The 14,210-nt window shown below is 72.5% G+C and carries 8 protein-coding genes; 7 read left to right on the forward strand and 1 reads right to left on the reverse strand.

What is annotated here, in order from left to right; all coding sequences use genetic code 11:
• The first annotated feature begins 166 nt into the window (after positions 1 to 166).
• The 5 genes from recQ (at position 167) to IEX69_RS15735 (ending at position 9,994) form a co-directional block, all read left to right on the forward strand.
• Positions 167 to 2,260 carry a DNA helicase RecQ gene (gene recQ, locus IEX69_RS15715; protein ID WP_085018478.1) on the forward strand — a complete coding sequence of 698 codons (2,094 nt, stop codon included), beginning with the start codon at positions 167 to 169 and terminating at the stop codon, positions 2,258 to 2,260.
• A gap of 612 nt (positions 2,261 to 2,872) precedes the next feature.
• Positions 2,873 to 5,446 carry a carboxylate--amine ligase/circularly permuted type 2 ATP-grasp protein gene (locus tag IEX69_RS15720; RefSeq protein WP_085021320.1) on the forward strand — a complete coding sequence of 858 codons (2,574 nt, stop codon included), beginning with the start codon at positions 2,873 to 2,875 and terminating at the stop codon, positions 5,444 to 5,446.
• Positions 5,446 to 7,236, forward strand: coding sequence for an N-acetylglutaminylglutamine amidotransferase (locus tag IEX69_RS15725; RefSeq protein ID WP_085018480.1), 1,791 nt, complete (start codon positions 5,446 to 5,448; stop codon positions 7,234 to 7,236). The genes IEX69_RS15720 and IEX69_RS15725 overlap by 1 nt, the downstream gene beginning before the upstream one ends.
• Positions 7,233 to 9,194: a S9 family peptidase gene (locus IEX69_RS15730; protein WP_085018482.1), complete on the forward strand. Its 1,962-nt coding sequence runs from the start codon at positions 7,233 to 7,235 to the stop codon at positions 9,192 to 9,194. Before IEX69_RS15725 ends, IEX69_RS15730 begins: the two co-directional genes overlap by 4 nt.
• A 77-nt stretch (positions 9,195 to 9,271) precedes the next feature.
• On the forward strand, positions 9,272 to 9,994 hold the full coding sequence (locus tag IEX69_RS15735; protein ID WP_085021321.1) for a lysophospholipid acyltransferase family protein: 723 nt from the start codon (positions 9,272 to 9,274) through the stop codon (positions 9,992 to 9,994).
• A gap of 44 nt (positions 9,995 to 10,038) precedes the next feature.
• Here the strand turns inward: IEX69_RS15735 and IEX69_RS15740 are convergent, their stop codons facing one another.
• On the reverse strand, positions 10,039 to 10,488 hold the full coding sequence (locus IEX69_RS15740; protein ID WP_085018484.1) for a winged helix-turn-helix transcriptional regulator: 450 nt from the start codon (positions 10,486 to 10,488) through the stop codon (positions 10,039 to 10,041).
• A 53-nt stretch (positions 10,489 to 10,541) separates the two neighbouring features.
• On the opposite strand from IEX69_RS15740, the gene IEX69_RS15745 reads away from it, so the two are divergent.
• The gene (locus IEX69_RS15745; RefSeq protein WP_085018486.1) at positions 10,542 to 11,768 is read left to right on the forward strand and encodes an MFS transporter; all 1,227 of its coding nucleotides are present in this window, start codon (positions 10,542 to 10,544) and stop codon (positions 11,766 to 11,768) included.
• A 146-nt stretch (positions 11,769 to 11,914) separates the two neighbouring features.
• Positions 11,915 to 14,080 (forward strand): acyl-CoA dehydrogenase family protein, encoded by a 2,166-nt coding sequence (locus tag IEX69_RS15750; RefSeq protein WP_085018488.1) that lies wholly within the window; start codon positions 11,915 to 11,917, stop codon positions 14,078 to 14,080.
• Positions 14,081 to 14,210: the final 130 nt, after the last annotated feature.

Consider the following 14,210-nt stretch of genomic DNA (forward strand, 5'->3'; position numbering starts at 1 on the left):
GCGCGGTCCACGACATCGGGCGCCGTGCGACCCAGGGGGCGGGGTGCGCGGCGCCGCGCCCGACGCGGGGCGCGGCGAGTCCTGCACCGGAGGGCGGGGCGGGGGCGGTGTCCACAGGGAGCGGATGCGCGGGGCGGGGGTCGGAGGGGCGAACTAGGCTCGTGGGGTGACCGACGCCATCGACACCGCGCATCCGAGAACAGCGCTCGACGTGCTGCAGCACGTGTTCGGGTACGACTCGTTCCGCGGGTTCCAGGCCGACGTGATCGATCAGGTGATCGCGGGCGGCGACGCCGTGGTCCTCATGCCCACCGGCGGCGGCAAGTCGCTCTGCTACCAGATCCCGTCGCTCGTGCGCGAGGGCACGGGCATCGTGGTCTCGCCGCTCATCGCCCTCATGCACGACCAGGTGTCGGCCATGCGCGAGCTGGGCGTCCGCGCTGCGTACCTCAACTCCACGCAGGATCCGGTCGAGCGGTCGGAGGTCGAGTCCGCGTACCGTCGCGGCGAGCTCGACCTCCTCTACGTGGCACCCGAGCGGCTGTCGTCCGAGAGCACGAAGCGGCTGCTCGAGTCGGGGCGCATCGCACTGTTCGCCATCGACGAGGCCCACTGCGTGTCGCAGTGGGGGCACGACTTCCGGCCCGACTACCTCGCCCTCGCCGAGCTGGCGGAGCGGTGGCCCGACGTCCCGCGCATCGCCCTCACCGCGACCGCGACGGAGGCGACGCACAAGGAGATCACCGAGCGCCTCACCCTGCACGAGGCCAAGCACTTCGTCGCCAGCTTCGACCGCCCCAACATCCGCTACCGCATCGACCCCAAGGGCGAGGTCCGCAAGCAGCTGCTGTCGTTCATCCGCAACGAGCAGGCGGGCAACTCGGGCATCGTCTACGCGCTCTCCCGCAACACCGTCGAGAAGACGGCCGAGTTCCTGGTGCAGAACGGCGTCGACGCCATGCCGTACCACGCCGGTCTCGACGCTCGGCTCCGCGCGCAGACGCAGGCGCGCTTCCTCCGCGACGACGGCGTCGTGATCGTCGCGACCATCGCGTTCGGCATGGGCATCGACAAGCCGGATGTGCGCTTCGTCGCCCACGTCGACCTCCCGAAGTCGGTCGAGGGCTACTACCAGGAGACAGGCCGCGCGGGGCGCGACGGCGCACCCTCGACGGCGTGGATGGCCTACGGCCTCGGCGACGTCGTGCAGCAGCGGCGCATGATCGAGGAGTCGCCCGGCGACCTCGCCCACCGCCGCCGGCTCTCCTCCCATCTGGATGCGATGCTCGCCCTCTGCGAGACCGTCCACTGCCGCCGGGTCAACCTGCTCGGCTACTTCGGCCAGCAGTCGGGACCGTGCGGCAACTGCGACACGTGCCTCGAGCCGCCCGAGTCGTGGGACGGCACGGTCCCCGCGCAGAAGCTGCTCTCGACGGTGGTCCGCCTCGACCGGGAGCGCCGGCAGCGCTTCGGGGCAGGCCACCTCATCGACATCCTGCGCGGCAAGCGCACCGATCGCGTGGCGCAGTGGGGGCACGACCAGCTCTCCACCTGGGGCATCGGCGACGACCTCACCGAGCAGCAGTGGCGCGGGGTGATCCGTCAGCTCCTCGCTCAGGGCTTCCTTGCGGTGAACGACGACGGATACGGCACGCTCGCCATCACCCCCGAGAGCGCGGCCGTGCTCCGCGGCGACCAGACCGTGCAGATGCGGCGGGAGCCCGAGCGGGCCCCGCGCGCGGCCCGCTCGACGGGGAACGGCGGCGGTTCGGCGGCGAAGGGCAGGCCCGAGCTGTCGGGCGCGGACGCCGAGCTGTTCGAGGCGCTACGGGCCTGGCGTGCGGCCACCGCCCGCGAGCAGGGCGTCCCGGCCTACGTCGTGTTCCACGACGCGACGCTCGCCGCTGTCGCTCAGCTGCGTCCTCGCAGCGTGGACGACCTGGTCGGCGTCTCCGGCATCGGCGACCGCAAGCGCGAGTCGTACGGCGAGGGCCTGGTCGCCGTCGTCGCCGAGTTCGGCGGCGCCGCTGACGGACCCGGGCCCGATGTCGCGGAGGCCGCCGGCGTGCCCGGTTCGGTCGCCTCCACCGCGCCCGCCCGGTCGACGCAGACCGCGACGCGGCGCGGCAGCAGCGCGCGCGGTGCGCGGCGCACGCCCGAGTTCGACGAGCCCCCCTTCGACGACCCGCCCTTCGACGAGTACCCGCCCGACGACGGCTGGGTCCCGCCCGACGAGCCGCCGACCGACGATCCCTGGTGACCTCGTCCCCCTGATCCCGACACCGCGTCTGTGAGCCTCGTCCTCCATGGGCCCTCGCGGGGCTCCTCTGCGGGATCGAGTGCTCACTTCGTGTGCGACCCCGCGCGAGATGGCGCCAATACCGCGCACTCAGTGTCCCGTCGGGTGCGACAGCACGCCCGTTCGTGGGTGCGCAGAAGGCGAGCACCCGGCCTCCGTCGGTGTGACGAGGCCCGCGAGATCGAAAGCTCACTTTGTGCGCGATCCCGTGCGCGATGGCGCGAGAAGTGAGCACTCGGGGTCCTGCCGTTCATCGCGCAGCGCCCTCGCGGGCTCGAGTGCTCAATCTCGGCGCAGCTTTGCGGCCGATGGCACCAAGAGTGAGCACTCGGCTCCGTCGGCGTGGCGAGGCTCCACGGGATCGAGTGCTCACTTCGTGTGCGACCCCGGGCCAGATGGCGCCACAAGTGAGCACTCAGCATCCGGGCGACCCGGGCGCGCGCCACGCGAGCAGCGCGCGCCACGCGAGCAGCGCGCGGGAGAGCAGCCCGCGCGGGCGGCGGGCGAGGGCGGCGGCTGGCAAGGATCCGCGGATCCCGGGCGCAACGCGGGCGCTCCCCGTAGGGTGTGGCCATGGCCGCGGAGTTGACCCTGGGCGCAGAGGAAGAGCTCCACCTGATCGATCTGGAGAGCTCGAAGCTCTCGGCGCGCGCGCCGCAGCTGCTCTCCAGACTCCCGTCGGAGAGCTACTCCGCCGAGATCCAACGCACCACCGTCGAGACGAACACCGAGCCGGTGAGCACCCTCGACGGCCTCCGCGAGGAGATCCTCCGCCTGCGCAAGGGCGTGATCGACATCGCGGAGCCCGAGGGGATCGGCATCGCGGCGGTCGGCACCGCGCCGCGCAGCGCCTTCGCCGACTTCGAGCTCACCACGACGGGCCGTTACGGGCGGATGCAGGAGCAGTACCGGCTCCTGGTCGACGAGCAGCTGATCTGCGGCACGCAGATCCACGTGGGCGTCTCCGACCGCGATCTCGCCGTCGAGATCGCGCAGCGCGTCTCCGACCACCTGCCGACCCTGCTCGCGATCAGCGCCAGCTCGCCCTACTGGAACGGGCACGACACCGGCTACTCGAGCATCCGCTCGATCATCTGGCAGCGGTGGCCGAGCGCGGGGGCGACGGGTCAGCTGGCCTCGGCGGCGGAGTACGACCAGCTGCTCGAGGACCTCATCCACTCCGGGGTGATCGCCGACTCGAAGATGGCCTACTTCGAGGTCCGGCCGTCGTCTCACGCCCCGACCCTCGAGCTGCGCGTCTGCGACGCCTGTCCGATCGTCGACGACGCCGTGCTCATCGCCGGCCTCTTCCGCGCCGCGGTGAGGGCGGCCGAGGACGACATCCTCGCGGGCAGGCCCTACCGACCGGCGGCGGCGCCGCTGCATCGCGCGGCGATGTGGCAGGCCGCGCGGAGCGGTCTGACCGCCGACCTGCTCGACGACGAGGAGCATCCGCGCCCGATCGCCGCTGCCCACGCGGTCCGGCGTCTCACCCGGCGCCTGCGCCCGCAGCTCGAGGAGCTGGGCGACTGGGAGCAGGTGCACGAGCTGTCCGAGGTGCTGCTGGCCCGCGGCAACTCCGCCGACCGCCAGCGAGCGGCGTTCGCCGAGCGCGGCGACCTCGACGACGTCGTGCGGCTCGTGGTCGAGGAGACGCACGGCCCGGCCTCAGGCCGCGTCGCTGCGGTGCCGGCGCTCCGCTCCTACCCGGTGCGCGCCGGCGACGAGGCGGTGAGCGCGGGCTCGACGCCGAAGCCGCTCTACCGCGACCTCGTCGCCTTCTTCGAGGGGCGCTCGCGCGAGGAGATCGAGGAGCGGATGGCGGCCGGCGCGACGTGGGTGCGTGCCCACGAGATGACGTTCGGGGTCGACGGCGACTCGATCGACTTCGACGTCGATCTCGTCCCGCGGCTGATCAACGCCCACGAGTGGGCCGAGATCACCGCGGGTGTGGTGCAGCGGGCCCGCGCGCTCGAGGCCTTCCTGCAGGACGTCTACGGCGAGCAGCGTGTGCTGCGCGACGGCCTGCTGCCGCGCAGCGCCGTCGAGGAGTCGCCGGGCTGGCGCGACGAGGCACGGAGGCTTCCCTCGGGAGCCCTGCGCGCCCCCGTGCTCGGCTTCGACCTCGTCCGCAACGAGTTCGGCGGATGGCGCGTGCTCGAGGACAACGTGCGCAATCCCAGCGGCATCACCTATGCCGTGGCCGCGCGTCGCCTCATGGATGCGGTCGTGCCCGACCTGCCGCGGCCTCCCGGGCTCCTCACCCCCTCGTCGTCCTTCCGTCTCCTCAGGTCCGCGCTGCTCGCGCCCGCCGGCGGCGAGGGCGTGGTCGCTCTCCTCTCCTCGGGCCCGGGGAGCACCGCGTGGTTCGAGCACCGCACCCTCGCCGCGGGAGCGAACCTCCTGCTGCTCACCGTCGACGACCTCTCGGTCGAGGGCGGGCGGGTCATCGAGCGCGGCTCGGGCACCCCCATCGACACCCTGTACCTGCGTCTCGACGTCGAACTGCCAGAGGCGGTCGACCGATCGGGGCGGGCGGTCGGCGCCGAGGTGATGGACGTGGCCGAGCGCGGCGCCGTGCATCTCGTGAACGCGCCGGGCAACGGGATCGCCGACGACAAGGCGATGTACTGCTCGGTGCCCGAGCTGATCGCGTACTACCTCGGTGAGCGTCCCGCCCTCGAGTCGGTGCCCACCTACCGCACCTCCGACGAGACGGAGCGCCGAGCCGTGCTCGGGCGGCTGGGCGAGCTCGTCACGAAGCCCGTCGACGGACACGGCGGCCACGGCGTGCTGATCGGACCGGCGGCGACGGCGTCCGAGGTGGCCGAGCGGCGAGCGGCGATCGCCGCCGATCCCGGCGACTGGGTGGCGCAGGAGGTGGTGGCGCTGTCGACGCATCCGACCTTCGGGCGCTTCGCAGACGGCCCGGCCCTCGAACCGCGGCACGTCGACCTGCGCGTCTTCGTCTACGCCACCGGTCCGGACCAGTACACGGTGGCCGATGCGGCCTTCACGCGGGTGGCGCGCCAGGGGAGCATGGTCGTGAACTCCTCGCAGGGCGGCGGCGCGAAGGACACCTGGATCGTCGGACCCGCGACCGCCCCCGGGGTCCTCGCCGGAGAGCGCGGAACGGAGGAGGGCTGATGTGCGGACTGGCGGGCGAGATCCGCTTCGACGGGCGGCGAGCCGACCTCGAGGCCGTCGATCGGATGACCGGGTGCCTGCGTCACCGCGGGCCCGACGCCGACGGGATCTGGGCACGCGGACCGGTCGCGCTCGGGCACCGGCGGCTGTCGATCATCGACCTGAGCGCCGCCGGCTCCCAGCCGATGATCGACACCGCGCTCGGGCTCTCGATCGTGTTCAACGGGTGCATCTACAACCACCGGCAGCTCCGGGCCGAGCTCGAGGCGAAGGGCCACCGCTTCCTCTCCACCTCCGACACCGAGGTGATCGGCAAGGCGTATGCCGAGTGGGGCACGGACTGCGTGGACCACCTGCTGGGGATGTTCGCGTTCGTCGTCGTGGAGCAGGCATCCGGCCGCGCCGTGCTCGCGCGCGACCGCCTGGGCATCAAGCCCCTGTACCTCGACGAGCGGGCCGACCGACTGCGCTTCGCCTCGACGCTCCCCGCCCTCCTCGCGGCGGGCGATGTCGACACGACCATCGACACCACCGCGCTGGCGATGTACCTCAGCTTCCACTCCGTCGTCCCCGCGCCGCGGACCATCCTCCGTGGTGTGCGCAAGCTCCCGCCGGCGACGGTCCGGGTGATCGAGCCCGACGGCACGAGCACCGAGCGCGTGTACTGGGAGCCCGACTTCAGCCGCGACCCGGGCCGGGCCGACTGGTCCGAGCGCGACTGGCAGGATGCGCTCCTCGCGTCGCTGCGCACGGCCGTCGAGCGCCGCATGGTCGCCGACGTGCCCGTCGGAGTGCTGCTCTCGGGCGGCATCGACTCCTCGCTGGTGGTCGCGCTGCTCGCCGAGGCCGGGCAGACCGACCTCGCCACGTTCAGCATCGGCTTCGAGTCCGCGGGCGGGGAGTCGGGCGACGAGTTCGAGTACTCGGATGTGGTCGCCCGGCGGTTCGCGACCGATCACCACCGCATCCGCATCGACGGATCGAGGCTGCTGCCCGGGATCGACGGGGCGCTCGAGGCGATGAGCGAGCCGATGGTCAGCCACGACTGCGTGGCGTTCTACCTCCTCAGCGAGGACGTGTCGAGTCACGTGAAGGTGGTGCAGTCCGGGCAGGGCGCCGACGAGGTGCTCGGCGGCTACGACTGGTACCCGCCGCTCGCCGGCGTCGCCCGCGAGAGCGCCGCCGACGCCTACGAGCGGGTGTTCTTCGACCGGTCGCGCGCCGCCCTGCGGGAGCTGCTCGACGACCGGTGGCGGGCCGAGGTCGACGCGGAGGCGCCCCGGGCCTTCATCGACGAGCGCTTCGGTCGACCGGGCGCCGAGACCGCGGTCGACGCGGCCCTCCGCAACGACACCACCGTCATGCTGGTGGACGATCCGGTGAAGCGCGTCGACAACATGACCATGGCCTGGGGGCTGGAGGCGCGGGTGCCGTTCCTCGACCACGAGTTCGTCGAGCTCGTCGGGCGCATCCCGCCCGAGCTCAAGCTCGCCGACGGCGGCAAGGGCGTGCTGAAGCGCGCCGCCCGCGGCGTCGTGCCGGACGAGGTGATCGACCGCACCAAGGGCTACTTCCCGGTCCCCGCGATCCGGCAGCTCGAAGGCCCGTACCTGGAGCGCGTGCGCGAGGCGCTCACCGATCCCGCGGCCCGCGAGCGGGGGCTGTTCCGGCCGGAGACGGTCGATCGGCTCCTCGCCGACCCGAACACGACCCGCACCACCCTCGGCTCGAACGAGCTCTGGCAGCTCGCCCTGCTCGAGATGTGGCTGCAGAAGCACGGCGTGCGATGAGCCTGCGCGTGGAGCCGCACTACTTCGACCTCGGCCCGGAGGGCAGGAGGTCGCTCGTCGACCGGGTCCTGGCGGACCGCCTCGAGCGCGCCCGGAGGCTGGCCGTGGAGCTCTCGGCCGCGTGGGGGAGCTGGGGCCCGACGATGACCCCGGATGCGGGCAGGGTCGCGTTCGTGAGCGACCGGTCGGGCTCGCCGGAGCTGTGGGTGCAGGACGTCGTGCTCGACGGACCGCCGCCGGAGGCCGTGCCGCTGCGGTTCACCGACGACCCCGTCGTGTCGGTGAGCTGGTCCGCCGACAGCGCGTGGCTCGCCTGCGCCGTGGCGACCGGGGGAGGCGTGCGCACCCAGGTGTGGGTGGTGCGGCCCGACGGCACGGACGCTCGGCTCGTCGCGGGATCGTCGACGCAGCACGCGGAGCTGGGGCCGTGGACCCGCAGCGGACATCGCGTCATCGTGACCCTCCCCGCCGAGGCGGCGGGCGAGCCGACGCGCGCGTTCCTCGCCGACCCCGCGACCGGATCGCTCGAGGCGCTCGCGGAGGGCGACCTCATCCACGTGCTCGACCTCTCCGCCTACGAGCGGATGCTGGTGCTCCGCGACGGCCCGCGGGGACACGAGTTCTGCGTGGTCGTCGACCGGGAACGCGACGAGGAGCATCCGCTCATGCCGCATCCGGCCCGAGGCGCCACCGACCGCGCCATCATCCGGCCCGCCCCCGCCGGTTCGGGGCATCCCGGCATGGCGTACTTCGTCACCGAGGTGGGGTTGCCGAGACGGCAGCTGGTCTCGCTCGCCATCGATCCCGACGACTGGTCGCGGGCGCCCGAGGTGCTCGCCGTGCGCGAGGACGCCGAGCTCGAGGCGCTCGACGCCGACGACGCCGGCCGTCGGCTCCTGCTCGTCTGGAACGTCGCGGGACGCAGCGAGCTCGAGCTCTACGACACCGTCGACCGCGTCTTCACGCCGATCACGGGCCTTCCCGGCGCGGTGGCGACCAGCCCCGTGCTGAGCCGCGACGGGGAGAGCGTGGTGCTCGCCGTGGAGGGGCCGCAGCGGCCCCGGGAGCTCTGGCACCTCGAGGTAGCGACCCTCGGCTGGACGCGCGTCACCGACGTGCCCGAGTTGCCCGGCACCGGCCTGGTGGAGCCGTCGCTCGAGCGCTACGAGGGGCTCGACGGGCTCGAGATCACCGGATGGCTCTATCGCGCCACGGGGAGCGGCGCGGCGACCGGCGGGCGGCGCGCGGCGATGCTGCACCTCCACGGCGGACCGGAGTCGCAGGAGAGGCCCGTCTTCAGCGCCCAGCACCAGGCGATGGCGGCGGCGGGCATCAGCGTGCTCGCGCCCAACGTCCGGGGCTCCTCGGGATTCGGCCGCGAGTTCGGTCACGCGGACGACGTGCACGGCAGGCAGGGTGCGTTCGACGACGTCACGGCCTCCGCCCGTCACCTCGTCGAGATCGGGGTGGCCGAGGAGGGGCGGCTCGCCGTCACCGGCCGGTCGTACGGCGGGTACCTCACGCTGTGCGCGCTGGCGTTCACCCCCGAGGTGTTCGTCGCGGGGGTCGACGTGTGCGGCATGAGCGACCTGCTCGCCTTCTACGAGGAGACCGAGCCGTGGATCGCCGAGGCCGCGGTCACGAAGTACGGCGACCCTGTCGCGGACCGCGCCCTGCTGGAGGCGATCTCGCCGCTGAACGCCGCCGACCGCATCCGCTCGCCGCTGCTCGTCGTGCACGGCGAGCTCGACACGAACGTGCCGATCGGAGAGGCGAGGCGGATCGTGGCCCGGCTCGAGCAGCTGGGGCGCGAGGTCGAGTACCTCGAGCTGCCCGGCGAGGGGCACGAGTACCGCCGTGTGGAGTCGCGGCGGACGCTCGTCGACGCGATGCTGCGCTTCCTCGCCCCGCGCCTGCTGGGCTCGGCGGAGATTGAGAGCCGACGGCGCCCTCGCTGAACTGAACGGATGTGCGGAGCGCCTGGGCATCCGTGCACATACGTGCAGCGGAATGCGTCCCGTGTGAGGATCGGGTGGTGTTCAAACAGGTCCTCCGCGGGCTCGCGCGTCCCTTCACGCGGGTGGTCTTCCATCCGACGGTGATCGGCCGGGAGAACGTGCCGAGGACGGGCGCGGTCCTCCTGGCGAGCAACCATCTGAGCTTCATCGACAGCGTGGCCATCACGATCCTCGCCCCGCGCGACGTGCGGTTCCTCGCCAAGGCGGAGTACTTCACCGGCACCGGCGCGAAGGGGCGCCTGTCGAGGTCGTTCTTCGAGGGCATCGGGGCCATCCCGGTCGACCGTGCGAGCAACACTGCGGCGAAGGACTCGCTCGACCGGGGGCTCGAGGTGCTGCAGGCGGGCGGGGCGTTCGCGATCTACCCGGAGGGCACCCGCTCCCGCGACGGGCGCCTCTACAAGGGGCGCACCGGCGTGGCGTTCCTCGCGTTGACGGCGCAGTGCCCGGTGGTCCCGGTGGCCATCACGGGCACACCCGACGTGATGCCGCCCGACACCTCCGAGATCCGCGTACGACCGGTGACGGTCCAGTTCGGCGAGCCCATCGACGCCACTGCCTACGGGGAGGCGTCGTCCGCCCGCGCCCGCCGCAAGCTCACCGACGACGTGATGGACTCGATCGGGCGGATGTCGGGCCAGGAGCTCGCCGGCACCTACAACGAGCCGCCCGCCGCCAACGTGGTCGAGCGCGTCCGTCGCGCCATGCACCGCAACGACCCCGAGGCGCCCACGCCCTGAGGTCGAGCCCTCCCGTCCGGTGGGGAGGGCGGCCCGGACGCGGTTCAGCGGCGGAGGACCAGCGCGACCTCGGTAGGCGTGAGGGCGCGCCCGGAGCCGTCGATGAAGGAGATGCCGACTGCGGCATCCCGGTCGTCGGCCTCGACGAAGCGCGACGAGGACGCGCCGTCGCAGGGGTTGTACGTCTCGCCCCACTGCGCCATGGCGCCGACCACGAGTGCGAGACCCTGCCCCGCCTCAGTGAGGTGGTAGGAGAAGCGCTCGCGCGACCCCTCGGCCCGGTAGGCGCGCTTCTCGAGCACGCCGCGCTCGACGAGCTTGGCGAGCCGGGTGCTCAGCACGTCGGTGGGGATGCCGAGCGACTCACGGAACTCGGAGTAGGTGGTGCGCCCGCGCAGGGCGTCGCGCACGAGGAGCAGCGACCACTTCTCGCCGATGACGTCGAGCGTGCGGACGACCTGGCAGCGCGAGGTGAGCGGATCGATCGCGGGCATGCCCTCACGATACTGGGTTGGTTTTTCCAAGTCAACGCGCTAGTGTCGCAGCCATGTCGTCGATTCCGCGTCTCGGTCGCCGGGGCGCCTTCTGGGCCTCGGCCCTCGTCCTCGCCCTCTGCCTCTGGGCCAGCGGCGCCCCCAGCGTGCTCTACCCGGTCTACGCGGCGGACTGGGGTCTGCCCGCCGTCGTCACGACGTCGGTCTTCGCTGCCTACCCTCTCGCGCTGCTCATCGTCCTCGCGCTGTTCGGGGGCGTCTCCGACAGCATCGGCCGGCGCCGGGCGATGCTCCTCGGCGTGGCGCTCATCGCCGTCGCCGCCGTGGCCTTCGCGCTCGCGCCCAACGTCCTCTGGCTGTACGCGGGCCGCATCCTGCAGGGTGTGGGCACGGGGTTCGCGCTCGGCGCCGCGAGCGCATCCCTGGTCGAGCACAACGTGTCGGGCAACCCGCGGTTCCCGAGCTCGGTGACCGGCTCGGCCACCGCATCCGGTCTCACGCTCGCCCTGCTGGTGTCGGGGGTCCTCGCCGAGTTCGCGCCGCTGCCGCTCGTGCTGAGCTTCGCGGTGCTCTTCCTCCTCGGTGCGGCCGCGTTCGTCCTCGTCTGGCGGATGCCCGACGACACGGCGGGACTGGGGGCGCCGAACTGGCGCCCGCGCGCGCTCCGCCTCGCGCCGGGGCTCCTCCGGCCGTTCCTGGCGGCGACGCTGTCGGTGTCGCTCGCCTACAGCATCGGCGCGGTGTTCCTCTCGCTCGGCGCTCAGATGGCCCGCGATCTCACGGGGACGTCCGATCTGGCCGTCACCGGCGCCCTCCTGGCGATCTCGGCCGCGGTCATCGGCGTCGTGTCGGTGCTCCTGGCTCGGGTTCCCGCCCACGTCTCGGTGCTGCTGGGCGGGGCACTGAGCCTGGCCTCCCTCGCGATCATGGCGGCCTGCGCCGTCTGGGGCAGCCTTCCGCTCTTCCTCGCCTGGTGTGTGACGGGCGGGGTGGCGTACGCGTTCGCCTTCACCGGTGGGATCGGTGTGGTGAACCGGGCGGCGCCCGCGCAGCACCGAGGGGCCACGCTGTCGCTGATGTACCTGTTCTCGTATCTGCTCCAGGCGCTCACGGCGATCGGGGCCGGCGCGCTCGCGACCGGGATCGGGCTCGAGCCCGCCGTCGACGTGCTGGCGCCGCTGCTCGGCGTGCTCGCCCTCGGAGCGCTCGTCGCGGGGGCGGCGGACGTCGCCGCCGGCCGGCGAGCAGTTGGCGGGACCCTCTCGACCGCGCGGCGCTGACCTGTGTGCTTCCTACAAGATCTGTAGCGTCCCTACAATCCGAGCGGGGGACGTCCCGACGCCCGTTTGTAGCGGGCTGACGGGTCGCTGGCGCGGGCGAGCGGGCGATCGTAGCGTGGCGGTGCTCCGCGACGACAAGGACGTTCATGACTGACACGCTCGACACCACGGGATCCGGCTCCGACGACAGCGAGGTCGAGGCCATCGATCGGGACCTCGACGAATCGGCCGCGGCCATCCGCCCCGGCAAGGTCACCGGACGGCGCGCACCTCAGGAGGGCGAGGTGGTCGTGGCGCGCACCGACGTGCCGTGGCTGACCCGCTACCTCCTCGGCACGTGGGCCGACATCCGGCTCGCCTCGCGCGACGCCGCCGCCAAGCCCGAGATGCAGCGCATCGACGGTCTGAGCATGGCGGAGCACCGCGCGCGCGTGCTCGAGCAGTGCCGCTACCTCGTCGAGACCGGGCAGGGCCTGCGCGCCTTCCCCGTCGAGCTGGGCGGAGCCAACGATCCCGGCGGGAACATCGCCGGGTTCGAGGAGCTCGTCGTCGCTGACCCGTCACTGCAGATCAAGTCGGGGGTGCAGTGGGGGCTCTTCGGCGCCGCCGTGCTCCACCTCGGCACCGAGTACCACCACAGGACGTTCCTCCCCGACATCATGTCGCTGAAGGTGCCCGGCGCCTTCGCCATGACCGAGACCGGGCACGGCTCCGACGTCGCCAGCATCGGCACCACCGCCACGTACGACGAGGCGACGCAGGAGTTCGTCATCCACACGCCGTTCCGCGGTGCGTGGAAGGACTACCTGGGCAACGCCGCGACCGACGGCACCGCGGCGACGGTCTTCGCGAAGCTCATCACGAAGGGCGTCGACCACGGCGTGCACTGCTTCTACGTGCCGATCCGGGACGAGTCCGGTGCGTTCCTGCCGGGCGTGGGCGGAGAGGACGACGGCCTCAAGGGCGGTCTGAACGGCATCGACAACGGGCGGCTCCACTTCGATCACGTGCGTGTCCCGCGGCAGAACCTCCTCAACCGGTACGGCGACGTCGCCGAGGACGGCACCTACAGCTCGCCGATCGCCAGCTCGGGCCGTCGCTTCTTCACGATGCTCGGCACGCTCGTGCAGGGACGCGTCTCGCTCGACGGCGCCTCCACGAACGCCGCGAAGGTGGCGCTCCAGATCGCCGTCACCTACGGCAACCAGCGCCGTCAGTTCACCGCGGGCAGCGACACCGACGAGGAGGTGCTGCTCGACTACCGGATGCACCAGATGCGTCTGATCCCGAAGCTCGCGACCACGTACGCGGCCGCCTTCGCCCACGAGACGCTGCTGACGAAGTTCGACGAGGTGTTCAGCGGTCGCTCCGACACGGACGAGGACCGCCAGGACCTCGAGACGCTCGCCGCTGCGCTCAAGCCGCTCTCGACCTGGCACGGGCTCGACACCCTGCAGGAGGCGCGGGAGGCCTGCGGCGGAGCAGGCTTCCTCGCCGAGAACCGCCTGGTCGGGCTGCGCGCCGACCTCGACGTGTACGCCACCTTCGAGGGTGACAACCACGTGCTGCTGCAGCTGGTGGCCAAGCGCCTCCTGAGCGACTACAGCCGCCGCTTCGCGAAGGCCGACTTCGGGGTGCTCGCGCGGTTCGTGGTCGAGCAGGCGGCCGACAAGGCCACGAGCGGATCGGGCCTCCGCAGCCTCGTGCAGCGCGTCGCCGACCTCGGCTCGACCGCGCGCTCGGTGTCGCAGCTGCGCGAGACCGCCGCCCAGCGCCAGCTGCTGACCGACCGCGTCGCGACGATGGTGGCCGAGGTCGCCGGTGCGCTCCGGCCGGCGTCGAAGCTCTCGCAGAAGGCCGCGGCCGACCTGTTCAACCAGCACCAGACCGAGATCATCGAGGCCGCGCGAGCCCACGGCGAGCTGCTCCAGTGGGAGGCGTTCACGGAGGCCCTCGAGGGCCCGGCCGCGGCGGGCATGGACGACGGCACGCGTGTGGTGCTCACCTGGCTCCGCGACCTCTTCGGGCTCGGGCTGGTCGAGAAGCACCTCGCCTGGTATCTGATGCACGGCCGCCTCTCGCCGTCGCGCGCTCGCTCGGTGCGGCTGTACACCGAGCGGCTCGCCGCGCGCCTGCGCCCGCATGCCCAGGACCTGGTCGACGCCTTCGGGTACGGGCCGGAGCACATCCGCGCCTCGATCTCCTCGGGCGCGGAGAAGGCCCGCCAGGACGAGGCGCGCGCCTACTACGCCGAGGCCCGCGAGGCGGGAACCCTCCCCGCCCCCGAGCCCAAGCCCTCCAAGAAGCGCTGACCGTCCGCATCCCGTGGACAAAGCCTCGAATGGTACCGGGGTACGAGGGTGGGGAAGGAGGACGGGACCTGAGGCGGATGGGGTGACGTCGTCCGATTCCTAGCGTGGAGATGTGCGGTGGAGACCGTGC

The sequence above is a fragment of the Cnuibacter physcomitrellae genome, assembly GCF_014640535.1.
In the GTDB taxonomy this organism is placed as follows: domain Bacteria; phylum Actinomycetota; class Actinomycetes; order Actinomycetales; family Microbacteriaceae; genus Cnuibacter; species Cnuibacter physcomitrellae.

Coding starts and splice junctions, on each gene's coding strand:
- IEX69_RS15720 (WP_085021320.1), top strand. CDS start 2,873: ATGGCCGCGGAGTTGACCCTGGGCGCAGAGGAAGAGCTCCACCTGATC.
- IEX69_RS15725 (WP_085018480.1), top strand. CDS start 5,446: ATGTGCGGACTGGCGGGCGAGATCCGCTTCGACGGGCGGCGAGCCGAC.
- IEX69_RS15730 (WP_085018482.1), top strand. CDS start 7,233: ATGAGCCTGCGCGTGGAGCCGCACTACTTCGACCTCGGCCCGGAGGGC.
- IEX69_RS15740 (WP_085018484.1), bottom strand. CDS start 10,488: ATGCCCGCGATCGATCCGCTCACCTCGCGCTGCCAGGTCGTCCGCACG.
- IEX69_RS15745 (WP_085018486.1), top strand. CDS start 10,542: ATGTCGTCGATTCCGCGTCTCGGTCGCCGGGGCGCCTTCTGGGCCTCG.
- IEX69_RS15750 (WP_085018488.1), top strand. CDS start 11,915: ATGACTGACACGCTCGACACCACGGGATCCGGCTCCGACGACAGCGAG.